General features: G+C 58.7%; 20 protein-coding genes. 16 read left to right on the top strand and 4 right to left on the bottom strand.

Annotation, left to right across the window (positions count from 1 at the left end; translation table 11 throughout):
• Positions 1–72: 72 nt before the first annotated feature.
• Positions 73–555: an SsrA-binding protein SmpB gene (gene smpB, locus PseuLF5_RS25755; RefSeq protein ID WP_007915208.1), complete on the bottom strand. Its 483-nt coding sequence runs from the start codon at positions 553–555 to the stop codon at positions 73–75.
• Positions 556–674: 119 nt separating this feature from the next.
• Between smpB and PseuLF5_RS25750 the strand changes: the two genes are divergently transcribed.
• Genes PseuLF5_RS25750 through PseuLF5_RS25740 form a run of 3 tightly spaced genes read left to right on the top strand, consistent with a single transcriptional unit; the run spans position 675 to position 2827 of the window.
• A complete protein-coding gene (locus PseuLF5_RS25750; protein ID WP_128615788.1) occupies positions 675–2078 on the top strand; it encodes a sodium-dependent transporter in 1404 nt (467 codons plus the stop codon).
• Positions 2079–2085: 7 nt separating this feature from the next.
• A complete protein-coding gene (locus PseuLF5_RS25745) occupies positions 2086–2520 on the top strand; it encodes a type II toxin-antitoxin system RatA family toxin (RefSeq protein ID WP_123464518.1) in 435 nt (144 codons plus the stop codon).
• Positions 2513–2827 (top strand): RnfH family protein, encoded by a 315-nt coding sequence (locus PseuLF5_RS25740; protein WP_340134956.1) that lies wholly within the window; start codon positions 2513–2515, stop codon positions 2825–2827. The genes PseuLF5_RS25745 and PseuLF5_RS25740 overlap by 8 nt, the downstream gene beginning before the upstream one ends.
• Before the next feature lie 61 nt (positions 2828–2888).
• Here the strand turns inward: PseuLF5_RS25740 and PseuLF5_RS25735 are convergent, their stop codons facing one another.
• Positions 2889–3416: an outer membrane protein assembly factor BamE gene (locus PseuLF5_RS25735; protein WP_123464522.1), complete on the bottom strand. Its 528-nt coding sequence runs from the start codon at positions 3414–3416 to the stop codon at positions 2889–2891.
• Between the two features lie 97 nt (positions 3417–3513).
• Here PseuLF5_RS25735 and fur point away from each other — a divergent pair, with 97 nt between their 5' ends.
• The gene (fur, locus tag PseuLF5_RS25730) at positions 3514–3918 is read left to right on the top strand and encodes a ferric iron uptake transcriptional regulator (protein ID WP_003221515.1); all 405 of its coding nucleotides are present in this window, start codon (positions 3514–3516) and stop codon (positions 3916–3918) included.
• Positions 3919–4005: 87 nt separating this feature from the next.
• Here fur and recN read toward each other — a convergent pair whose 3' ends face one another.
• The gene (gene recN, locus PseuLF5_RS25725; protein ID WP_123464524.1) at positions 4006–5679 is read right to left on the bottom strand and encodes a DNA repair protein RecN; all 1674 of its coding nucleotides are present in this window, start codon (positions 5677–5679) and stop codon (positions 4006–4008) included.
• A 240-nt stretch (positions 5680–5919) separates the two neighbouring features.
• On the opposite strand from recN, the gene grpE reads away from it, so the two are divergent.
• From grpE to PseuLF5_RS25685, 8 genes are all read left to right on the top strand, one after another.
• On the top strand, positions 5920–6486 hold the full coding sequence (gene grpE, locus PseuLF5_RS25720; protein WP_123464526.1) for a nucleotide exchange factor GrpE: 567 nt from the start codon (positions 5920–5922) through the stop codon (positions 6484–6486).
• Between the two features lie 102 nt (positions 6487–6588).
• A complete protein-coding gene (dnaK, locus tag PseuLF5_RS25715; protein ID WP_064585905.1) occupies positions 6589–8505 on the top strand; it encodes a molecular chaperone DnaK in 1917 nt (638 codons plus the stop codon).
• 297 nt (positions 8506–8802) lie between these two features.
• Positions 8803–9927, top strand: coding sequence for a molecular chaperone DnaJ (gene dnaJ, locus PseuLF5_RS25710; RefSeq protein ID WP_003221522.1), 1125 nt, complete (start codon positions 8803–8805; stop codon positions 9925–9927).
• A 9-nt stretch (positions 9928–9936) separates the two neighbouring features.
• A complete protein-coding gene (gene dapB, locus PseuLF5_RS25705; RefSeq protein WP_016771766.1) occupies positions 9937–10740 on the top strand; it encodes a 4-hydroxy-tetrahydrodipicolinate reductase in 804 nt (267 codons plus the stop codon).
• 256 nt (positions 10741–10996) lie between these two features.
• Positions 10997–12133 carry a glutamine-hydrolyzing carbamoyl-phosphate synthase small subunit gene (gene carA / locus PseuLF5_RS25700; protein WP_123464528.1) on the top strand — a complete coding sequence of 379 codons (1137 nt, stop codon included), beginning with the start codon at positions 10997–10999 and terminating at the stop codon, positions 12131–12133.
• Between the two features lie 126 nt (positions 12134–12259).
• The gene (carB, locus tag PseuLF5_RS25695) at positions 12260–15481 is read left to right on the top strand and encodes a carbamoyl-phosphate synthase large subunit (RefSeq protein WP_123464530.1); all 3222 of its coding nucleotides are present in this window, start codon (positions 12260–12262) and stop codon (positions 15479–15481) included.
• Positions 15482–15483: 2 nt separating this feature from the next.
• Positions 15484–15960 carry a transcription elongation factor GreA gene (greA, locus tag PseuLF5_RS25690; protein ID WP_123465972.1) on the top strand — a complete coding sequence of 159 codons (477 nt, stop codon included), beginning with the start codon at positions 15484–15486 and terminating at the stop codon, positions 15958–15960.
• Positions 15961–15988: 28 nt separating this feature from the next.
• Positions 15989–16393, top strand: a complete 405-nt coding sequence (locus PseuLF5_RS25685; RefSeq protein WP_186746282.1) for an MFS transporter — start codon at positions 15989–15991, stop codon at positions 16391–16393.
• A gap of 9 nt (positions 16394–16402) precedes the next feature.
• On the opposite strand, the gene PseuLF5_RS25680 is transcribed toward PseuLF5_RS25685, so the two are convergent.
• Entirely contained in the window at positions 16403–16711 is a 309-nt protein-coding gene (locus tag PseuLF5_RS25680) for a YhbY family RNA-binding protein (RefSeq protein WP_003221534.1), read from the bottom strand.
• Positions 16712–16812: 101 nt separating this feature from the next.
• Between PseuLF5_RS25680 and rlmE the strand changes: the two genes are divergently transcribed.
• From rlmE to glmM, 4 genes are all read left to right on the top strand, one after another.
• Complete coding sequence (gene rlmE, locus PseuLF5_RS25675) at positions 16813–17442, top strand: 23S rRNA (uridine(2552)-2'-O)-methyltransferase RlmE (protein WP_123464534.1); 630 nt, start codon at positions 16813–16815, stop codon at positions 17440–17442.
• Positions 17443–17644: 202 nt separating this feature from the next.
• Positions 17645–19552, top strand: coding sequence for an ATP-dependent zinc metalloprotease FtsH (gene ftsH / locus PseuLF5_RS25670; protein ID WP_123464536.1), 1908 nt, complete (start codon positions 17645–17647; stop codon positions 19550–19552).
• 8 nt (positions 19553–19560) lie between these two features.
• Positions 19561–20412 (top strand): dihydropteroate synthase, encoded by an 852-nt coding sequence (folP, locus tag PseuLF5_RS25665; RefSeq protein WP_123464538.1) that lies wholly within the window; start codon positions 19561–19563, stop codon positions 20410–20412.
• Positions 20413–20428: 16 nt separating this feature from the next.
• Positions 20429–21766, top strand: coding sequence for a phosphoglucosamine mutase (gene glmM, locus PseuLF5_RS25660; protein ID WP_123464540.1), 1338 nt, complete (start codon positions 20429–20431; stop codon positions 21764–21766).
• Positions 21767–21795: the final 29 nt, after the last annotated feature.

Raw genomic sequence — 21795 nt, 5'->3', positions numbered from 1 at the left:
CATTTGAAATGCATTCCAAAGTGGGAGCGACGGTGCGACCTGCTCGCGAATGTGCTCTAAAGGCAGAGGAAATCAGTCTTCCTTGCCCTTGTTGCGCACGGCGCGCTGCAACTCGCGACCGGCATCGCGCTCGCGCTCGGTGTCGCGCTTGTCGTATTCCTTCTTGCCCTTGCCCAGAGCAATTTCGCACTTGACCATGTGCTTGCTCCAGTACCAGGACAGGCATACGCAGGCGTAACCCTTTTGCTGCACGGCGGCGGCGAGTTTTTCCAGCTCGCGGCGGTTGAGCAGCAATTTGCGTGTGCGCACCGGGTCTGCGATGACGTGGGTGCTTGCGGTCATCAGAGGCGTGATGTGGCTGCCGAGCAGCCACGCTTCGCCATCCTTGAGCAGGACATAGCTGTCGACCAGCTGTAGCTTGCTTGCCCGCAGACTTTTTACTTCCCAGCCGGCCAGGACCAGACCAGCCTCGAACTTGTGCTCGATGAAGTAATCGTGTCGCGCCTTTTTGTTCTGCGCGATGGTCCCTGTTGGGTGTTTCTTCTGTTTAGCCATAGGGGCGGCATTATATGGAGTTGTTCCGCTGTCGGCTACGGTGATGCTGCGTGCTTGAGCAGGTTGAGTGAATCCCGGACAATGCGGCCTCTTTTTCTAACGCTTGGGCGTGATAAACGATGTCGACAGACAAGGTTTCTGTCCACGGCAGTTGGGCTAGCCGCTGGGTATTCATACTCGCCGCGACCGGTTCGGCCGTGGGACTGGGTAGTATCTGGAAATTCCCCTACATGGTCGGGGTCTACGGCGGCGGAGCCTTTGTGCTGATGTTTCTGGCGTGCATCGCGCTGATCGGTGTTCCGGTCATGCTCGCTGAAACCCTGATCGGTCGTCGCGCCCGGCAAAGTCCGGCGAACGCCCTGAAGGTCCTGGCGCTCGATGCCGGGCATTCGGCCAAGTGGTCGTGGGGCGCCTTTGCCGGGATGATCACGGCGCTGCTGATCCTGTCTTTTTATAGTGTGGTCGGCGGCTGGTCGCTGGATTACATCGTCGACATGGGGCGCGGGGACTTTCAGGGCGCCACGGCCGACCAGGTCGGCGCTTATTTCGGCAAGGTCATTGCCGATCCGTGGCGCCTGACACTTTGGCACACGATTTTCATGCTGCTGTCGGCGGTGGTGATCGCCAAAGGGGTGGTCGCCGGGCTTGAGCGCAGCCTGCGCATCATGATGCCGCTGCTGTTCGTGATGGTGCTGGTGCTGCTGGGTTACAGCATGACCACCGGACATTTCATGGAAGGCGTGCATTTCATGTTCGACTTCCACCCGGAAAAAGTCCTCGACGGCTTGTTGCCGGCCATGGGCCACGCGTTCTTCTCGCTGAGCGTCGGTGTTGGCTCGATCATGATCTACGGCGCCTACATGCCTAAGGATGCGTCGTTGTCCGGTACGGTGGTCGGCGTCGCACTGCTCGATACCTTTGTGTCGCTGGTGGCCGGTCTGGCGCTGTTCCCGATTGTGTTTGCCGGCGGACTGAACCCTAGCGAAGGCCCAGGCCTGATGTTCGTCAGCCTGCCATTTGCTTTTGGTAACGTGGCATTCGGTCAGTTGATGGGCGTGGTGTTCTTTGTGCTGGTGGCGATTGCGGCGTGGAGTTCGGCGATTTCCCTGCTGGAGCCGATGGTGGCCTATCTGGTTGAGCGCACGAAAATCAGCCGCGCCTGGGTTACTTTCTGGCTGGCATTCATTTGCTGGTTCGTTGGTCTGGGCACGGTGTTCTCCTTCAATATCTGGAAGGAGGCCAAATTTTTCGTGAACGAAGGCGGAATGTTCCATCTCTACCAATGGGGGGCGGCGGGCGGTCTGGACTTCTTCGGCGTGATCGATTTCTTCACCTCGCGGATCATGCTGCCGCTCGGTGGTCTGTGTTTTGTGCTGTTTGCCGGTTGGGTGATGGGGCGTGAGGCGGTGCGTGACGAGTTGTCGATTCGCAATCCGGCGCTGTTTGCCCTGTCTTTGTTCTTGATGCGCTACGTGGCGCCTATCGGCATTCTTGTAGTATTTGCCGCTCAGCTCTGGAAGTAACGCTTACATGACGACACATATTCAACGATCAGCGCTGCTGCCGTACCCGGCGCAATTTCTCTACGACCTGGTCAACGACGTGGCGCGTTATCCGGAGTTTCTGCCGTGGTGCTCGTCTGCCGAAGTGCTGGAAAGCTCGCCGGAACACATGCGCGCCAGCGTCGGCGTGGCCAAGGGTGGACTCAGTCAGCACTTTGTGACGCGTAATACGCTGGTGCCGGGGCAAACGATCGAGATGAACCTTGAAGAAGGTCCGTTTAATCAGTTGCACGGTGTCTGGGTGTTCAAGGCGTTGAATGAGAAGGCTTGCAAGATCAGCCTGGATCTTTCCTTCGACTACGCCGGGCCGTTGGTGCGTGCGACCTTGGGGCCGCTGTTCAATCAGGCTGCGAATACTCTGGTGGACGCGTTCTGCCAGCGCGCCAAGCAGATGCATGGTTGAGTCGGTGATCGAGATAGAGGTCGTGTATGCGGCCGTTGAACGTCAGGTTTTGCGTACCGTCAGTGTGGCTGAAGGTTCGACAATACGGGCTGCGGTGCTCGCCTCGGGCATCGGTGAGGCGTTTTCCGAGCTGAATCTGGCGGATTGCCCTTTGGGGATCTTTGGCAAAGTGGTTGCCGATCCTCAGGTTCGCCTGGTTCAGGCGGGGGATCGTATTGAGATTTATCGCCCGTTGCTCGCTGACCCGAAAGAGGTACGGCGCTTGCGCGCAGCCAAGGCTGCCGAGGCGAAAGCTCGAAATCAGTGAGAATGCCAAACGGCAGACAATAAAAAACCCGGAATTTCCGGGTTTTTTATTGCGTCGCAAATTATTGCGGCGAGGTGTCCAGGGGCTCTGGTGTCGGAACCGGAACGGTTTCTACACCATCGACGTCCTTCTGGATTTGATCCAGCAAGGAACCTGGCTTCACCGGTTTTTCCGGTTTTGGCTTCTCGGCGTTTTCAGCAGGAGCGGTCACCTTGGTGCCACTGTCCTTGCCGAGAATGGCTTCGTCACGGCTGACGCCCGGCATAAAGTCACCGGACAGGCTGACAAGCTGGTCGTTTGAGTTGAAAATAACGCTGACGCGTTCCTGTTGGCGTTCACCGCCACCCGGTTGCAGGCTGTACAGATAATCCCAGCGATCGGCATGGAACGTGTCGACAAGCAGAGGGTTGCCCATGATAAACCGTACTTGCGGCCGGGTCATTCCCGGGCGTAACTGGTCTATCATGTCCTGCGTGACGACATTGCCCTGCTGGATGTCGATTTTGTAAACCCCGGGGAATGAACAACCGGCGAGTGCGAGCAGTCCCACAAAGGTGAAACTGGTTAGCAAGAGCTTGGTGTTTTGCATCGGTGGGCGACTTCCACTATCTTGGCTGGGACAACGTAAACGCCGATCATACCCGCATTAAGAGAAGCTGCGAAGCAGCATCGCGAGAAAGCTGACCATGGTTGAAAATAGCGAACTACGCAAAGCCGGCCTCAAAGTGACCCTGCCACGGGTCAAGATCCTGCAAATGCTCGACTCTACCGAGCAGCGTCACATGAGTGCCGAGGACGTCTACAAGGCGTTGATGGAAGCGGGCGAGGACGTCGGTCTGGCCACGGTTTACCGTGTTCTGACCCAGTTCGAAGCCGCTGGCCTCGTGGTCCGTCACAACTTCGACGGTGGCCACGCGGTATTTGAATTGGCCGACGGCGGCCACCACGATCATATGGTCAACGTGGAAACCGGTGAGGTCGTCGAATTCGTCAGCCCGGAAATCGAAAAGCTCCAGAAGGCAATTGCCGAGGAGCACGGTGTTGATCTGGTAGATCACAATCTGGTGCTGTACGTACGCAAGAAAAAGTAAGCATGTCGCGCGAATTTCAGGTTCGCGAAACGAACGAAGGCGACCCAAGGGTCGCCTTCGTGCTTTCTGTCGTGCCGATTTTGGCGCTCAGGCTTTCGCGGTAACGACCATCTTCTTGGCGTGTGCCAGCGACTCCTTGGTCAGGTCGATCCCGCCCAGCATCCGTGCAACTTCTTCTATACGGTCGTTTTTGCTCAATTTGGAAACGGCGGTATGCGTCGCCTGTTCGCCGCGCACCTTGTGCACGAACAGATGTTGATGCCCTTGCGCCGCCACTTGCGGCAAGTGCGTCACGGTCAGGACCTGCCCGCGCTCGCCGAGCCGACGCAACAACTGGCCGACGATTTCAGCGGTTGGCCCGCCAATCCCCACATCCACTTCGTCGAATACCAGGGTCGGTACGCGAGAGGTTTGCGCGGTGATCACCTGAATCGCCAGGCTGATCCGCGACAGCTCACCACCGGAGGCCACTTTCGCCAGTGCCTTGAGCGGCTGGCCGGGGTTGGCGCTGACCAGCAGTTCGACCTGTTCGAGGCCGTTAGGCAATAGTTCGTCACTGCTATTGGCCCGCAGTTCGATGGTGAATCGACCACCAGGCATGCCCAGGCGCTGAATTTCCTGCTCAACCGCGCTGGCGAGACTGCCGGCGGCCTGATGGCGCAGATCGCTCAGCTCTCGGGCTTTTTCCTGATAGTGGCGGGCATAGGAAGCCAGTTCTTCGCCCAGGCGCTCGATGGATTCATCATTGGCGTTGAGGGTTTCTATTTCATCCAGCAGCTTTTGCTGCATTTCTCCGACTTCGGTCGGCTGGATCCGGTGCTTGCGAGCCAGGGTATAGATCGCGTCGAGGCGCTCCTCCAGATATTGCAGGCGGGCCGGGTCGGCATCGAAGTTGTCGAGGAAGCGATTGAGCTCGCCGACGGCTTCTTCCACCTGAATCTGCGCGCTGGTGAGCAGGCTGCTGGCTTCGCCCAGTGCGCCGACCGAGTTGTTCACGCTCGACAGGCGATTGAGGCTGGCGGTCAGCGCGTTCAGCACATTGCCGGAATCGCTCTCGCTGCATTGCTCGACCACTTGTCGGCAAATGCCCAGCAGGGTCTCGGCGTTTGTCAGGTTCTTGTGTTCCTGCTCCAGTTGCTCGAGTTCGTTTTCGCCAAGGCCGAGATTCTCCAGTTCTTCCAGCTGATAGCTGAGCAGTTGGTGGCGAGCGCGTTGCTCGTCGCCGGAGTTGGACAGTCGCTCAAGCTCCTGACGCGTCTGGCGCCAGCGCTGGGCGGCCAGTTGAACCTGACGGGCCAGGTCGGTGGCGCCTGCATATTCGTCGAGCAAACGGCGATGAGTATCGGTCTTCAGCAGCGACTGGTGTTCATGCTGGCTGTGGATGTCGATCAATAACTCGCCGAGCGACTTCAGATCGCCGAGCGGGCAGGGCGTGCCATTGATATAGCCGCGGGAACGACCTTCGGAGGTGATGACCCGGCGCAGGATGCACGGGCCGTCGATGTCCAGGTCGCGCTCGGCCAGCCAGGCATGGGCTTCAGGGATGTCCACCAGGTCGAAGGTGGCGAGGATGTCGGCCTTGTCGGCGCCGGGGCGAACCACGCCGCTGTCGGCGCGATCGCCGAGGGTCAGGCCCAGAGCGTCGAGCATGATCGACTTGCCGGCGCCGGTTTCCCCTGTGATCACGCTCATCCCGCGATCAAGTTCGAGATCGAGATGTTCAACGATGGCGTAGTTGTGTACGGACAGGTGCACCAGCATGAAGGCCGCTCCCAGGCTTAAGGTCTGGTTATTTATACAGTGTTTTGTTTCGGGCTGACAATGCCCTTCCTTAGCTCGATTTGCTTGAACTCAAAAACTGCTTAGCGCATCCGGTAATGAGAATGCGGCACTTTTTTGTAGGGTTAATCATCGACAGCCCTTGAAGCCTGATTTTGCGGCCCCATATATCGGGGCAGAAGCGCGAGTCAGGCTCGCGGACGAAATTGAAAGGAGAATTCTATGGCTGACGAACAGACAGTAGATACGCAAAACCCAGAAGCCAATCAGGCGCCCGAAGGCTCGGGTGACGACCTGGCGACCCGTGTACAAGTGCTCGAAGAGCAATTGGCCGCCGCGCAGGATCAGTCTCTGCGTGTAGCTGCCGATCTGCAGAACGTCCGTCGCCGTGCCGAACAGGATGTCGAGAAGGCGCACAAGTTTGCGCTGGAAAAATTCGCCGGCGACCTGCTGCCGATCGTCGACAGCCTGGAGCGCGGCCTCGAGCTGTCGAGCCCGGACGACGAAAGCATCCGTCCGATGCGTGAAGGCATCGAGCTGACCCTGAAAATGTTCCACGACACCCTCAAGCGTTATCAGCTTGAAGCGATCGACCCGCATGGCGAACCGTTCAACGCCGTTCATCATCAGGCGATGGCCATGCAAGAAAGTGCCGACGTAGAGCCGAACAGCGTTCTGAAGGTGTTCCAGAAGGGTTATCAGCTCAACGGCCGCCTGTTGCGTCCGGCCATGGTTGTGGTCAGCAAGGCGCCAGCGCCAATTTCGCCTTCGATTGACGAGAAGGCTTGAAATTAGCCGCAAGGCCCCCATTTAGAAGTCAAGCGTTTAAGTATTACCGCAGTTAGCCACCACTGCTGCGGCAACAAAATCCAAAGTTTCGGGAGAGTGAACATGGGCAAAATTATCGGTATCGACCTGGGGACTACCAACTCCTGCGTCTCCGTGCTGGAAAACGGCAAGGCCAAGGTTATTGAAAACGCTGAAGGCGCGCGCACCACGCCGTCGATCATCGCTTACGCCAACGATGGCGAAATCCTGGTGGGTCAGTCGGCCAAGCGTCAGGCAGTGACCAACCCGCACAACACCCTGTACGCAGTAAAGCGTCTGATCGGTCGTCGTTTCGACGAAGAAGTTGTGCAAAAAGACATCCAGATGGTCCCTTACAAGATCGTCAAGGCTGACAACAACGACGCCTGGGTAGAAGTGAACGGCCAGAAAATGGCACCGCCACAAATCTCGGCTGAAATCCTGAAGAAGATGAAGAAGACCGCCGAAGACTACCTCGGCGAGCCAGTGACCGAAGCGGTGATTACCGTTCCGGCCTACTTCAACGACAGCCAGCGTCAGGCGACCAAAGACGCCGGCCGCATCGCCGGTCTGGACGTTAAACGTATCATCAACGAACCAACCGCAGCTGCTCTGGCTTACGGTATGGACAAGGCCAAGGGCGATCACACCGTGATCGTTTACGACCTGGGTGGCGGTACTTTCGACGTTTCCGTGATCGAGATCGCTGAAGTTGACGGCGAGCACCAGTTCGAAGTGTTGGCCACCAACGGTGACACCTTCCTCGGCGGTGAAGACTTCGACATTCGTCTGATCGACTACCTCGTTGACGAATTCAAGAAAGAAAGCGGCATGAACCTCAAAGGTGACCCGCTGGCCATGCAGCGCCTGAAAGAAGCCGCTGAGAAAGCCAAGATCGAGCTGTCGTCCGCTCAGTCGACCGACGTCAACCTGCCGTACATCACTGCAGACGCGACCGGTCCTAAGCACCTGAACGTGAAAATCTCGCGTGCCAAGCTCGAAGCACTGGTTGAAGACCTGGTTCAGCGCACCATCGAGCCTTGCCGCATCGCCATGAAAGACGCCGGTATCGACGTTGGCGCGATCAACGACGTGATTCTGGTCGGCGGTCAGACCCGTATGCCGCTGGTACAGAAGCTGGTTACCGATTTCTTCGGTAAAGAAGCTCGTAAAGACGTGAACCCGGACGAAGCAGTTGCCATGGGTGCTGCCATCCAGGGCGCGGTTCTGGCCGGTGACGTGAAAGACGTTCTGCTGCTCGACGTCAGCCCGCTAACCCTGGGTATCGAAACCATGGGTGGCGTGATGACCGCGCTGATCGAGAAAAACACCACGATTCCTACCAAGAAATCGCAAGTGTTCTCGACTGCCGACGACAACCAGGGCGCTGTGACCATTCACGTCCTGCAAGGTGAGCGTAAGCAAGCGGCGCAGAACAAGTCTCTGGGCAAGTTCGACCTGGCCGACATTCCACCTGCTCCACGTGGCGTGCCGCAGATCGAAGTGACCTTCGACATCGACGCCAACGGCATCCTGCACGTCGGCGCGAAAGACAAGGCGACCGGCAAGACTCAGTCGATCGTGATCAAGGCCAACTCCGGTCTGTCCGACGAAGAGATCGAGCGCATGGTGCGTGACGCCGAGGCGAATGCCGAGGAAGACCGCAAGTTCGAAGAGCTGGCCGCTGCCCGTAACCAGGGTGATGCTCTGGTTCACTCGACGCGCAAAATGGTTGCTGACGCGGGCGACAAAGTCACCGCTGAAGAGAAGACCGCGATCGAAGCTGCCGTGGTTGCACTGGAAGCCGCTGTAAAAGGCGACGACAAGGCTGCCATCGAAGCCAAGGTTGAAGAGCTGTCGAAAGTCTCGGCTCCGGTTGCCCAGAAGATGTACGCCGAACAGGCTCAGCCTGCTGAAGGCGCGGCGCCGCACGACGAGAAAGCTGAAAAGGCCGACGATGTTGTCGATGCCGAGTTTGAAGAAGTCAAAGACCACAAGTAAGTTGTTGGTCGGCCGGTTGACTGCCTTGCGGCGGTGACTGGTAGGATGTCGCCGCGCGGGAGCTTGCTCCCGCGTTGGCGTATCTGGAATACGTGAATTTTTACAACATGCGACAAGCCTCGCGTGTTGCTGGTATGGCCGGGAATGCTCCTGCTTTCCGCGCCGCAAGTACCACAAGAAACAAAGACCAGGATCGTTGAATTGACGTGAGTTGGGTCCGGGCCTGTATTGGGGCTCAACGAGTTTGGCCATCCTCAGGAGGGGTTTGCCGGACGTCCTCAAGAGTGCAAAGAACTTATGGCAAAGCGTGACTATTACGAAGTGTTGGGTGTTGAGCGTGGATCCAGCGACGCGGACTTGAAGAAGGCCTATCGCCGCCTGGCGATGAAGCATCACCCGGACCGTAATCCCGATGACAAAGCGTCGGAAGAACTGTTCAAAGAGGCCAATGAGGCCTACGAAGTATTGTCCGATTCCAGCAAGCGCGCGGCCTACGACCAATACGGTCATGCCGGCGTCGACCCGAGCATGGGTGGCGGTGGCGCCGGTTTCGGCGGGCAGAACTTCTCTGACATCTTTGGCGATGTCTTCAGTGACTTCTTCGGTGGCGGTCGCGGCGGTTCCCGTGGTGGCGCCCAGCGTGGCAGCGATTTGCGCTACACCCTGGAGCTGAATCTGGAAGAAGCGGTACGCGGCACCACCGTGAACATCCGCGTTCCGACACTGGTCAACTGCAAGCCGTGCGACGGTTCCGGCGCGAAGAAAGGCTCGTCGCCGTCGACGTGCCCGACCTGCGGCGGCATCGGCCAGGTGCGCATGCAGCAAGGCTTCTTCTCGGTACAACAGACCTGCCCGCGTTGCCATGGCCAGGGCAAGATCATTTCCGATCCGTGCGACTCTTGCCACGGCGACGGTCGTGTCGAAGAGTACAAGACCCTGTCGGTCAAAGTGCCGGCCGGCGTCGATACCGGTGACCGCATTCGTCTGTCCGGCGAAGGCGAGGCGGGTACGCAGGGTGGTCCGACAGGCGATCTGTATGTCGTCATCAATGTGCGCGAACACGACATCTTCCAGCGTGATGGCAAGCATCTGTTCTGCGAAGTGCCGATCAGCTTCGTCGATGCGGCATTGGGTGGCGAGCTGGAAATTCCGACCCTCGACGGTCGCGTCAAACTGAAAATCCCCGAAGGTACCCAGACCGGCAAGCAGTTCCGCGTGCGTGGCAAAGGCGTGGCGCCAGTGCGTGGCGGCGGTGCGGGCGATCTGATGTGCCGCGTGGCCGTCGAAACCCCGGTCAACCTGAATCGTCGTCAGCGCGAACTGCTGGAAGAGTTCCGCAGCTCCCTGGCCGACGACAACAGCCACTCGCCGAAAACCACCGGTTGGTTCGACGGTGTAAAGCGCTTCTTCGGCGATTTGTAAGGAGTCGGCATGCGACGTATTGCAGTGATGGGCGCCGCCGGGCGCATGGGCAAAACCCTGATTGAAGCGGTGCAGCAGACGCCGGGTGCCGGTCTGACGGCGGCGGTGGATCGTCCCGACAGCACGCTGGTCGGTGCGGATGCCGGTGAGCTGGCAGCGCTGGGCCGTATCGGTGTGCCGTTGTCCGGTGATCTGGATCGCGTGGTCGAAGAGTTCGACGTGCTGATCGACTTCACTCACCCGACCGTGACCCTGAAGAATCTCGCGTTCTGCCGCAAGCACGGCAAGGCGATGATCATCGGCACGACCGGTTTCAGTGTCGAAGAAAAGCAATTGCTGGCCGAAGCGGGCAAGGACATTCCAATTGTCTTCGCCGCCAACTTCAGTGTGGGTGTCAACCTGTGCCTGAAACTGCTCGACACTGCTGCGCGGGTGCTGGGTGATGATGTCGATATCGAAATCATGGAAGCTCACCATCGCCACAAGGTCGATGCGCCGTCGGGCACTGCTGTGCGCATGGGTGAAGTGATTGCCGATGCGTTGGGGCGTGACCTGAAGAAGGTTGCGGTCTACGGGCGCGAAGGTCAGACCGGTGCGCGTGAGCGTGAAACCATTGGTTTCGCTACCGTGCGTGCGGGCGACATCGTGGGTGATCACACCGTGCTGTTCGCCGCTGATGGCGAGCGTGTCGAGATCACGCACAAGGCATCGAGCCGCATGACGTTCGCCAAAGGCGCGGTACGTGCGGCGCTGTGGCTGGACGGTCGCGAGCCGGGTCTGTACGACATGCAAGACGTGCTCGACCTGCGTTAAACCCCTGTTGAACCCGGTGCAAACGCCCAGTTTGCGCCGGTTTTTCCCGCTGAGCGACGACCTGTCGCATTCTCCGGCCTTTTAGGCTCTTTAGCGGTGGACCAAAAAAGCCTTTTTCTGTAAGCTACAGCTTTAGTGTGTCCACTAAAAGCGCGCAGAATAATTCAGTGAACAAGCGGGGTGACGTGTCCATACGTCACTCCGCTTTTTTACAACCTGCGATTGCCCTTTCATGCGTTATTTACGGGAGGTCTTCTTGACTAAGCCAGCCATACTCGCCCTTGCTGATGGCAGCATTTTTCGCGGCGAAGCCATTGGAGCCGACGGTCAAACCGTTGGTGAGGTGGTGTTCAACACCGCAATGACCGGCTATCAGGAAATCCTTACCGATCCTTCCTACGCCCAACAGATCGTGACCCTGACTTACCCGCACATCGGCAACACCGGCACCACGCCGGAAGACGCCGAGTCCGACCGCGTCTGGTCCGCTGGCCTGGTCATTCGTGACCTGCCGCTGGTAGCGAGCAACTGGCGTAACACGATGTCCCTGTCCGATTACCTGAAAGCCAACAATGTTGTGGCGATCGCCGGTATCGACACCCGTCGCCTGACCCGCATCCTGCGTGAAAAAGGCGCACAGAACGGCTGCATCATGGCCGGCGACAACATCTCCGAAGAAGCTGCAATCGCCGCCGCGCAAGGCTTCCCGGGCCTCAAGGGCATGGATCTGGCGAAAGTCGTCAGCACCAAGACTCAATACGAATGGCGCTCGACTGTCTGGGATCTGAAGACCGACAGCCACGCGACCATCGACGCTTCCGAGCTGCCTTACCACGTGGTTGCCTACGACTACGGCGTCAAGCTGAACATCCTGCGCATGCTGGTCGAGCGCGGCTGCCGCGTCACCGTGGTGCCGGCACAAACTCCGGCTGCCGACGTACTGGCACTGAAGCCGGACGGCGTGTTTCTGTCCAACGGCCCTGGTGATCCGGAGCCTTGCGACTATGCGATCAAGGCGATCAAGGAAGTGCTGGAAACCGAAATCCCGGTATTCGGCATCTGCCTCGGTCACCAGCTGCTGGCTCTGGCCTCCGGCGCCAAGACCCTGAAAATGGGCCACGGCCACCACGGTGCCAACCACCCGGTACAGGATCTCGACACTGGCGTCGTGATGATCACCAGCCAGAACCACGGCTTCGCGGTAGACGAAGAAACCTTGCCGGCCAACGTGCGTGCGATCCACAAATCGCTGTTCGACGGTACCCTGCAAGGCATCGAGCGCACCGACAAGAGCGCGTTCAGCTTCCAGGGTCACCCTGAAGCGAGCCCGGGCCCGAACGACGTGGCGCCACTGTTTGACCGCTTCATCAACGAGATGGCCAAGCGACGCTAAGCGTTCGCCTTGAGACTGTAGAGAGAAGCCCCTCGAGGGCGGCCCCGACCCCGGCGGCCCCTTCGAGGCTTCAGAAATCGATCAAGACGGCTTGCCGACTGACCTGCGGATTTGAGTGACAAACCCATGCCAAAACGTACAGACATTAAAAGCATCCTGATTCTCGGCGCTGGCCCGATCGTTATCGGCCAGGCCTGCGAATTCGACTACTCCGGCGCCCAGGCTTGTAAAGCCCTGCGCGAAGAGGGTTACCGCGTCATCCTGGTGAACTCCAACCCGGCCACCATCATGACCGACCCGGACATGGCCGACGCCACCTACATCGAGCCGATCAAGTGGCAGACCGTTGCCAAGATCATCGAAAAAGAGCGTCCGGACGCGGTACTGCCAACCATGGGCGGCCAGACGGCTCTGAACTGCGCCCTGGACCTGGAGCGCGAAGGCGTTCTGGAGAAGTTCGGCGTAGAAATGATCGGCGCCAACGCCGACACCATCGACAAGGCTGAAGACCGTTCGCGTTTCGACAAGGCGATGAAATCCATCGGCCTGGCGTGCCCGCGTTCCGGTATCGCCCACAGCATGGAAGAAGCCAACGCGGTTCTCGAGACCCTGGGCTTCCCGTGCATCATCCGTCCGTCCTTCACCATGGGCGGCACCGGTGGCGGTATCGCATACAACCGTGAAGAGTTCGAAGAAATCTGCGCTCGCGGTCTGGACCTGTCGCCGACCAAAGAACTGCTGATCGACGAATCGCTGATCGGCTGGAAAGAATATGAAATGGAAGTTGTCCGCGACAAAAAGGACAACTGCATCATCGTCTGCTCGATCGAGAACTTCGACCCGATGGGCGTGCACACCGGTGACTCGATCACTGTTGCTCCGGCACAGACCCTGACCGACAAGGAATACCAGATCCTGCGTAACGCCTCCCTGGCGGTACTGCGCGAGATCGGCGTCGAGACTGGCGGTTCCAACGTGCAATTCGGTATCTGCCCGAACACTGGCCGTATGGTCGTGATCGAAATGAACCCGCGTGTATCGCGCTCCTCGGCGCTGGCTTCGAAAGCCACCGGTTTCCCGATCGCCAAAGTCGCGGCCAAGCTGGCTGTGGGTTACACCCTCGACGAGCTGTCGAACGACATCACCGGCGGCAAGACCCCGGCGTCCTTCGAGCCGTCGATCGACTACGTCGTGACCAAGCTGCCTCGCTTCGCCTTCGAAAAATTCGCCAAGGCTGACGCACGTCTGACCACTCAGATGAAGTCGGTCGGTGAAGTCATGGCCATCGGCCGGACCTTCCAGGAATCCCTGCAGAAAGCCCTGCGCGGCCTGGAAGTGGGCGTTTGCGGTCTGGACGAGAAGCTCGACCTGAGCAACCCGGAAAGCATGAGCGTGCTCAAGCGCGAACTGACCGTGCCGGGTGCCGAGCGCATCTGGTACGTGGCAGACGCTTTCCGTGCCGGCATGACTGTCGAAGATATCTTCGCCATGAACATGATCGACCCTTGGTTCCTGGTGCAGATCGAAGATCTCATCAAGGATGAAGAGAAGGTCAAGACCCTCGGTCTGTCCGCGATCGACCGCGATCTGATGTTCAAGCTCAAGCGCAAAGGCTTCTCCGATCAGCGCCTGGCCAAGCTGCTGGGTGTGACCGAGAAAAACCTGCGTACTCACCGCCAGAAGCTGGAAGTATTCCCGGTCTACAAGCGCGTTGACACCTGCGCCGCCGAGTTCGCCACCGACACCGCGTACCTCTACTCGACGTACGAGGAAGAGTGCGAAGCTGCACCGTCGGGTCGTGACAAGATCATGATCCTGGGCGGCGGTCCGAACCGTATCGGCCAAGGCATCGAGTTCGACTACTGCTGCGTACATGCTGCCCTCGCACTGCGCGAAGACGGCTACGAAACCATCATGGTCAACTGCAATCCGGAAACCGTTTCCACTGACTACGACACTTCCGACCGCCTGTACTTCGAGCCGGTAACTCTGGAAGACGTGCTGGAAATCTGCCGCGTCGAGAAGCCGAAAGGCGTGATCGTCCAGTACGGCGGCCAGACTCCGCTGAAACTGGCGCGAGCCCTGGAAGCCGCTGGCGTGCCGATCATCGGTACCAGCCCTGACGCCATTGACCGTGCCGAAGACCGTGAGCGCTTCCAGCAAATGGTTGAGCGCCTGAACCTGCGTCAGCCGCCAAACGCCACCGTGCGCAGCGAAGACGAAGCCGTTCGTGCTGCCGCCAAGATCGGTTACCCGCTGGTGGTGCGCCCGTCTTATGTACTGGGCGGCCGTGCGATGGAAATCGTTTACAAGGAAGACGAGCTCAAGCGCTACCTGCGTGACGCGGTGCAAGTGTCCAACGACAGCCCGGTGCTGCTCGACCACTTCCTCAACTGCGCCATCGAGATGGACGTGGATGCGGTCTGCGACGGCAAAGATGTGGTGATCGGCGCGATCATGCAGCACATCGAACAGGCGGGCGTTCACTCCGGTGACTCCGCGTGCTCGCTGCCGCCTTACTCGCTGCCGGCGCACATCCAGGACGAGATGCGCGAACAGGTCAAGAAAATGGCCCTGGAACTGGGTGTTGTCGGCCTGATGAACGTGCAACTGGCGCTGCAGGGCGAAGACATCTACGTCATCGAAGTCAACCCGCGCGCTTCCCGTACTGTGCCGTTCGTTTCCAAGTGCATCGGTGTCTCCCTGGCCATGATCGCTGCGCGCGTGATGGCCGGTAAGACCCTGCAGGAAATCGGCTTCACCAAAGAAATCATCCCGAACTTCTACAGCGTGAAAGAGGCGGTGTTCCCGTTCGCCAAATTCCCTGGCGTGGACCCGATCCTCGGCCCAGAGATGAAGTCCACCGGTGAAGTGATGGGCGTCGGCGACACTTTCGGTGAAGCTTTCGCCAAGGCCCAGATGGGCGCCAGCGAAGTGCTGCCGACTGGTGGTACCGCGTTCATCAGCGTGCGTGACGATGACAAGCCACTGGTTGCAGGCGTGGCCCGTGATCTGATCAACTTGGGCTTTGAAGTGGTTGCCACTGCCGGGACTGCCAAGCTGATCGAAGCCGCAGGCCTGAAAGTGCGCCGTGTGAACAAGGTGACCGAGGGTCGTCCGCACGTGGTCGACATGATCAAGAATGACGAAGTCACGCTGATCATCAACACCACTGAAGGTCGTCAGTCGATCGCTGATTCGTACTCCATTCGTCGTAATGCCCTGCAGCACAAGATTTACTGCACCACGACCATTGCTGCGGGCGAAGCTATCTGTGAGGCGCTGAAGTTCGGTCCCGAGAAGACCGTGCGCCGCTTGCAGGATCTACACGCAGGATTGAAGGCATGAGCATAACCAAGTACCCAATGACTGTTCAGGGCGCTCGCGCCCTGGAAGAAGAGCATGCTCACCTGACCAAGGTCGTCCGTCCGAAGCTCAGCCAGGACATCGGTACGGCCCGCGAGTTGGGTGACTTGAAAGAAAACGCTGAATACCATGCCGCCCGCGAACAGCAAGGCATGGTCGAGGCGCGGATTCGTGACATCGAAGGCCGGATTCAGAATCAGGTCATCATCGACGTCACGACCATTGCGCACACTGGCAAAGTGATCTTCGGGACCACCGTCGAAATCGCTAACGTCGAGACGGATGAAAGCGTCACTTACCACATCGTGGGTGAGGATGAGGCTGACTTCAAACTCGGCAAGATTTCGGTCGGCTCGCCGCTGGCCCGTGCCCTGATCGGCAAGGAAGAGGGCGATGTGGTTGCCGTGAAAACGCCAAGTGGCGTTATCGAGTACGAGATTGTCGAAGTCCGTCACATCTGAAAACGGGCGCCCGCTGCGTGCGGGCGCCATGCTTTGGCAACTGACCCAGATGCTTTGGGTCGGCGGTCTATGGCTGATTCATCTTGGCTTGCAGCCGGTGTTGGGCAAAATCGGCCTGGCACCGCTGTTGGTCGATGAAGTGGCCAGTGCATTTGAAGTGCTGGTGGTGGGATTCGCCGCCGCATGCGTGATTTTTCAGGCTTTGGTGCTGGTACAGGCCGAAGGCCTTGTCAGTCTATGGCGGGATTTTCGCGGTCAGGTGCTGCTGATGGCGTTGTATGCGTGCGCGATGTTTGTCGCAATACGTGTCGGCTGGCCGGATGCACAGCGCTGGCAGGTGTTCAGCTTTCTGATCCTGGGGTTTTCCGGGCTGGTGCTGGTGCTGCAACCGGTGCCGGGATGGGGTGGCAGGGTGCGCGAAGCACACCCTTGACCCTTGTCATCACTTGAAGCGATGAACGTTCGACAGCTGCTTGTTGACGCTGAAGTTCTTGCGGTAAACCAGTGCCATCTTGCCGATGACCTGTACCAGGTCCGCTTTGCCGACCTTGCACAGCTCTGCAATGTGCGCCAGGCGCGACTCGCGATCGAGGATATTGAGCTTGATCTTGATCAGCTCGTGATCCGCCAGGGCGCGTTCAAGTTCGGCTAGCACACCTTCAGTCAAACCGTTGTCAGCCACAGTCAAAACTGGTTTCAGATGGTGGCCAATGGATTTGTACTGTTTCTTCTGCTCTGGAGTGAGCGGCATAATCTGACCCTTTCGTCTGGATTCTGTAAAATGGCGGCCATTTTACCCGAGGGTTCGTGGATCCGCCCAATTAATCACGACCCTTATCATCGAGGTGCCCAATGGCGCGTTCCAAGACAAGCCTTGGTTGGCTGAAAAGACATGTCAACGATCCCTATGTGAAGCAAGCGCAGAAGGATGGCTACCGCTCGCGTGCGAGTTACAAGCTTCTGGAGATCCAGGAGAAATACAAGTTGATCCGTTCCGGCATGAGCGTTGTCGACCTCGGCGCGGCGCCCGGTGGCTGGTCGCAGGTCACGAGCCGGTTGATCGGTGGTCAGGGGCGCCTGATCGCCTCGGACATTCTGGAAATGGACAGTATTCCGGACGTGAATTTCATTCAGGGGGACTTCACCGAGGACGAAGTGCTCGCGCGGATCCTTGAGGCCGTGGGTAATTCGCAGGTAGACCTTGTGATTTCCGATATGGCCCCCAATATGAGTGGTACGCCTGAAGTGGACATGCCAAAAGCCATGTTCCTTTGTGAACTGGCGCTTGATCTGGCGGAACGGATACTCAAGCCGGGTGGCAATTTCGTGATCAAGATTTTTCAGGGCGAAGGTTTTGATGTTTACCTGAAGGATGCTCGTCGGAAATTCGACAAGATCCAGATGATCAAGCCAGACTCCTCCCGCGGCAGTTCCCGCGAGCAGTACATGCTGGCCTGGGGTTACCGCGGGCGTAGTGAGTAACACGAGGTTTTTTGCCGGGGTGATAGGTTTTTCGTATTTTGCCCCGTGTGCATAAGCGAATATTGTGTAGAAAGTGTTTCACAAAGGGTTACAGACGGCGCCTGCCAGAGTTGTAGGTAATGTAGTAAGTTAGGCCGGTGAATATCATGCGAAGCGCGCGCCAGTAGCGGAGCTTGCTTCAGAGGGTAGTTAATTGAACGATATGGCAAAGAATCTGATCCTGTGGTTGATCATCGCGGCAGTCCTCGTGACGGTGATGAACAACTTCTCCAGCCCTAACGAGCCGCAGACCCTCAACTATTCCGACTTCATCCAGCAGGTCAAGGATGGCAAGGTCGAGCGCGTAGCCGTTGATGGCTATGTGATTACCGGTAAGCGCAACGATGGCGATAGCTTCAAGACCATTCGTCCGGCGATCCAGGACAATGGCCTGATCGGCGACCTGGTCGACAACCACGTCGTGGTCGAAGGCAAGCAGCCTGAGCAGCAAAGCATCTGGACCCAGCTTCTGGTGGCCAGCTTCCCTATCCTGGTGATCATCGCGGTGTTCATGTTCTTCATGCGCCAGATGCAGGGTGGAGCCGGCGGCAAGGGCGGGCCGATGAGCTTTGGCAAGAGCAAGGCGCGTCTGTTGTCTGAAGACCAGGTGAAAACCACATTGGCTGACGTTGCCGGTTGCGACGAAGCCAAGGAAGAAGTGGGTGAACTGGTTGAGTTCCTCCGTGATCCGGGCAAGTTCCAGCGTCTGGGCGGTCGCATTCCTCGCGGCGTGCTGATGGTCGGCCCTCCGGGTACCGGTAAAACCCTGCTGGCCAAAGCGATTGCCGGCGAAGCCAAGGTGCCGTTCTTCACCATTTCCGGTTCTGACTTCGTCGAGATGTTCGTCGGTGTCGGTGCCAGCCGCGTACGTGACATGTTCGAGCAGGCGAAGAAACACGCGCCTTGCATCATCTTCATCGACGAAATCGACGCCGTCGGTCGCCATCGTGGCGCCGGCATGGGCGGCGGTCATGACGAGCGCGAGCAGACCCTCAACCAGTTGCTGGTAGAGATGGACGGCTTCGAGATGAACGACGGCATCATTGTAATCGCTGCCACCAACCGTCCTGACGTGCTTGACCCGGCGTTGCTGCGTCCGGGCCGTTTCGACCGTCAGGTGGTGGTTGGCTTGCCGGACATCCGTGGTCGCGAGCAGATCCTCAAGGTTCACATGCGCAAAGTGCCAATGGGTGACGACGTTGCTCCGGCCGTTATCGCGCGTGGTACTCCGGGCTTCTCTGGTGCTGACTTGGCTAACCTGGTCAACGAAGCGTCGCTGTTCGCTGCGCGTAGCGGCAAACGCATCGTTGAAATGAAAGAGTTCGAACTGGCCAAAGACAAGATCATGATGGGCGCCGAGCGCAAGTCGATGGTCATGTCCGAGAAGGAAAAGCAGAACACTGCTTATCATGAAGCCGGCCACGCTATCGTTGGTCGTGTAGTGCCAGAGCATGATCCGGTGTACAAGGTGTCGATCATTCCGCGTGGTCGCGCGCTGGGTGTAACCATGTTCCTGCCGGAAGAGGATCGCTACAGCCTGTCCAAACGTGCATTGATCAGCCAGATCTGCTCGCTGTACGGCGGCCGTATCGCTGAGGAGATGACCCTGGGCTTTGACGGTGTCACCACCGGCGCGTCCAACGACATCATGCGTGCCAGCCAGATTGCACGGAACATGGTGACCAAGTGGGGTCTGTCGGAAAAGCTCGGCCCGCTAATGTATGCCGAAGAAGAAGGCGAGGTGTTCCTCGGTCGCGGCGGTGGCGGTCAGAGTGCCAGCTTCTCCGGCGAGACAGCCAAGCTGATCGACTCCGAGGTGCGCAGCATCATTGACCAGTGCTACGGCACGGCCAAGCAGATCCTCACGGACAACCGTGACAAGCTCGACGCCATGGCTGATGCGTTGATGAAGTACGAAACGATCGACGCTGAACAGATCGACGACATCATGGCGGGTCGTACTCCTCGCGAGCCTCGCGACTGGTCCGGCGGCACGGGTACACCTCCACCTCCAGTGGTTCAGGACGAGCGTCCGGAAACACCGATCGGCGGCCCGGCTGCTGACGTTTAAGGTTTGAAATGACTTCTGTACAGTCCCTGACCCGGTTGCCTTGCGGCAACCGGGTTCTTGATTTGGCCCGGACACACGTCATGGGCATTCTCAATGTCACTCCCGATTCTTTCTCTGATGGTGGCCGTTACAGCCAGCACGACGCAGCCTTGCGCCATGCCGAAGCCATGGTGTTGGCTGGCGCGACGCTGATTGATGTCGGCGGCGAATCGACCCGGCCAGGTGCGCGAGCGGTTTCTCCTCTGGAGGAGCTGGAGCGCGTGGCGCCCGTCGTTGAATTGATCAATCGCGAACTGGATGTGGTTATCTCGGTTGACACTTCAACGCCGGCGGTCATGCGTGAAACTGCGCGACTGGGTGCAGGGTTGATCAACGATGTGCGCTCCCTGCAGCGCGATGGTGCGCTGGACGCAGCCGCCGCCACTGGCCTGCCGGTGTGCCTGATGCATATGCTGGGTGAGCCTGGCGACATGCAGGACAATCCGCAGTATCAGGATGTCACCCGGGAAGTCGGCGAGTTTCTCGCAGAGCGCATGGCTCAATGTGCATTGGCGGGTATCCCGGCCAATCGGATCATTCTCGACCCCGGTTTCGGTTTCGCCAAAACCCTGCAGCACAATCTAAGCTTGTTCAAGCATATGGAAGCCCTGCATGCGCTGGGGCGGCCGTTGTTGGTTGGTGTTTCGCGCAAGAGCATGATCGGACATGCATTGAATCGTCCCGTGGGCGAGCGTCTGCATGGCGGTCTGGCGCTGGCGGCACTGGCGTCGGTCAAAGGTGCGCGTATATTGCGGGTCCATGATGTGGCGGAAACGGTAGATGTGGTGCGGATGATCGAAGCCGTGGAATCAGCCGAATAAGAATGATGGAGCACTTATGAGCAAGAAATATTTTGGTACCGACGGCATTCGTGGTCGCGTCGGTGAATACCCGATTACTCCTGACTTCATGCTCAAGCTCGGCTGGGCTGCCGGCATGGCGTTCCGCAAGATGGGCGCCTGCAAGGTGCTGGTCGGCAAGGACACGCGGATTTCCGGTTATATGTTCGAATCGGCGCTCGAGGCCGGTCTGACATCGGCGGGCGCCGATGTGATGCTGCTCGGACCGATGCCGACGCCGGCGATTGCCTACCTGTCGCGCACGTTCCAGGCTGAGGCCGGCATCGTGATCAGTGCTTCGCACAACCCGCATGACGATAACGGCATCAAGTTCTTCTCTGGCAAAGGCACCAAGTTGCCCGATGAGCTGGAGCTGATGATCGAAGAGTTGCTCGATACGCCGATGACCGTGGTCGAGTCGAGCAAGATCGGCAAGGTGTCGCGCATCAATGACGCCTCCGGTCGCTACATCGAATTCTGTAAAAGCAGTGTGCCGACCGGCACCAGTTTTGCCGGCCTCAGGATTGTCATCGACTGTGCCCATGGTGCGACCTATAAGGTGGCGCCGAGCGTCTTTCGCGAGCTGGGCGCAGAAGTTGTCGTCTTGTCAGCGCAGCCGAACGGCCTGAACATCAATGAAAACTGCGGCTCGACCCATATGGGGCAGTTGCAGGCGGCAGTGATGGCTGAGCACGCCGATCTGGGGATTGCCTTCGATGGCGATGGTGACCGGGTGCTGATGGTTGATCACACGGGCGCCATTGTCGATGGTGACGAGTTGTTGTTCATCATCGCGCGTGACCTGCATGAGCGTGACAAATTGCAGGGCGGCGTAGTCGGCACTCTGATGAGTAACCTGGGGCTCGAGCTGGCGCTGGCGGATCTTTCGATTCCATTTATTCGTGCCAACGTCGGTGATCGCTATGTGATCGCCGAGTTGCTGGAGCGTAACTGGTTGGTCGGCGGTGAAAACTCGGGGCATATCGTTTGCTTCAATCACACCACGACTGGCGACGCGATCATCGCTGCATTGCAGGTGTTGATGGCGCTCAAGACTCGAAACGAAGGGCTGGCGCAAACCCGGCAAGCTTTGCGCAAGTGTCCTCAGGTGCTGATCAATGTGCGTTTTGGTGGCGGTGAAAGCCCGCTCGAACATCCGGCTGTCAAGGAGGCCAGTGCGCGTGTTACCCAGGCGATGGCGGGTCGCGGTCGTGTGCTTTTGCGCAAGTCCGGGACAGAGCCTCTGGTGCGCGTGATGGTCGAAGGCGAGGACGAAACCCAGGTTCGAGGCTATGCCGAAGAACTGGCAAAACTGGTAAGTGAAGTTTCTGCCTGATTCGGCTTGCCAGCCATGATTGTGTTGGG

The sequence above is a fragment of the Pseudomonas sp. LF-5 genome, from assembly GCF_037626295.1.
Lineage (GTDB): Bacteria > Pseudomonadota > Gammaproteobacteria > Pseudomonadales > Pseudomonadaceae > Aquipseudomonas > Aquipseudomonas monsensis.
Note: the sequence above shows the minus strand (reverse complement) of the source record. Positions and strands in the feature narration are given on the sequence as shown.

Excerpts from the sequence above, each read along its gene's own strand:
- smpB (WP_007915208.1), bottom strand. The coding sequence starts at position 555 with ATGGCTAAACAGAAGAAACACCCAACAGGGACCATCGCGCAGAACAAA.
- rlmE (WP_123464534.1), top strand. The coding sequence starts at position 16,813 with ATGGCGCGTTCCAAGACAAGCCTTGGTTGGCTGAAAAGACATGTCAAC.
- PseuLF5_RS25685 (WP_186746282.1), top strand. The coding sequence starts at position 15,989 with ATGCTTTGGCAACTGACCCAGATGCTTTGGGTCGGCGGTCTATGGCTG.
- PseuLF5_RS25735 (WP_123464522.1), bottom strand. The coding sequence starts at position 3,416 with ATGCAAAACACCAAGCTCTTGCTAACCAGTTTCACCTTTGTGGGACTG.
- carB (WP_123464530.1), top strand. The coding sequence starts at position 12,260 with ATGCCAAAACGTACAGACATTAAAAGCATCCTGATTCTCGGCGCTGGC.
- glmM (WP_123464540.1), top strand. The coding sequence starts at position 20,429 with ATGAGCAAGAAATATTTTGGTACCGACGGCATTCGTGGTCGCGTCGGT.
- recN (WP_123464524.1), bottom strand. The coding sequence starts at position 5,679 with ATGCTGGTGCACCTGTCCGTACACAACTACGCCATCGTTGAACATCTC.
- PseuLF5_RS25750 (WP_128615788.1), top strand. The coding sequence starts at position 675 with ATGTCGACAGACAAGGTTTCTGTCCACGGCAGTTGGGCTAGCCGCTGG.
- dapB (WP_016771766.1), top strand. The coding sequence starts at position 9,937 with ATGCGACGTATTGCAGTGATGGGCGCCGCCGGGCGCATGGGCAAAACC.
- PseuLF5_RS25680 (WP_003221534.1), bottom strand. The coding sequence starts at position 16,711 with ATGCCGCTCACTCCAGAGCAGAAGAAACAGTACAAATCCATTGGCCAC.
- fur (WP_003221515.1), top strand. The coding sequence starts at position 3,514 with ATGGTTGAAAATAGCGAACTACGCAAAGCCGGCCTCAAAGTGACCCTG.
- grpE (WP_123464526.1), top strand. The coding sequence starts at position 5,920 with ATGGCTGACGAACAGACAGTAGATACGCAAAACCCAGAAGCCAATCAG.
- dnaK (WP_064585905.1), top strand. The coding sequence starts at position 6,589 with ATGGGCAAAATTATCGGTATCGACCTGGGGACTACCAACTCCTGCGTC.
- folP (WP_123464538.1), top strand. The coding sequence starts at position 19,561 with ATGACTTCTGTACAGTCCCTGACCCGGTTGCCTTGCGGCAACCGGGTT.
- PseuLF5_RS25745 (WP_123464518.1), top strand. The coding sequence starts at position 2,086 with ATGACGACACATATTCAACGATCAGCGCTGCTGCCGTACCCGGCGCAA.
- dnaJ (WP_003221522.1), top strand. The coding sequence starts at position 8,803 with ATGGCAAAGCGTGACTATTACGAAGTGTTGGGTGTTGAGCGTGGATCC.
- PseuLF5_RS25740 (WP_340134956.1), top strand. The coding sequence starts at position 2,513 with ATGGTTGAGTCGGTGATCGAGATAGAGGTCGTGTATGCGGCCGTTGAA.
- ftsH (WP_123464536.1), top strand. The coding sequence starts at position 17,645 with ATGGCAAAGAATCTGATCCTGTGGTTGATCATCGCGGCAGTCCTCGTG.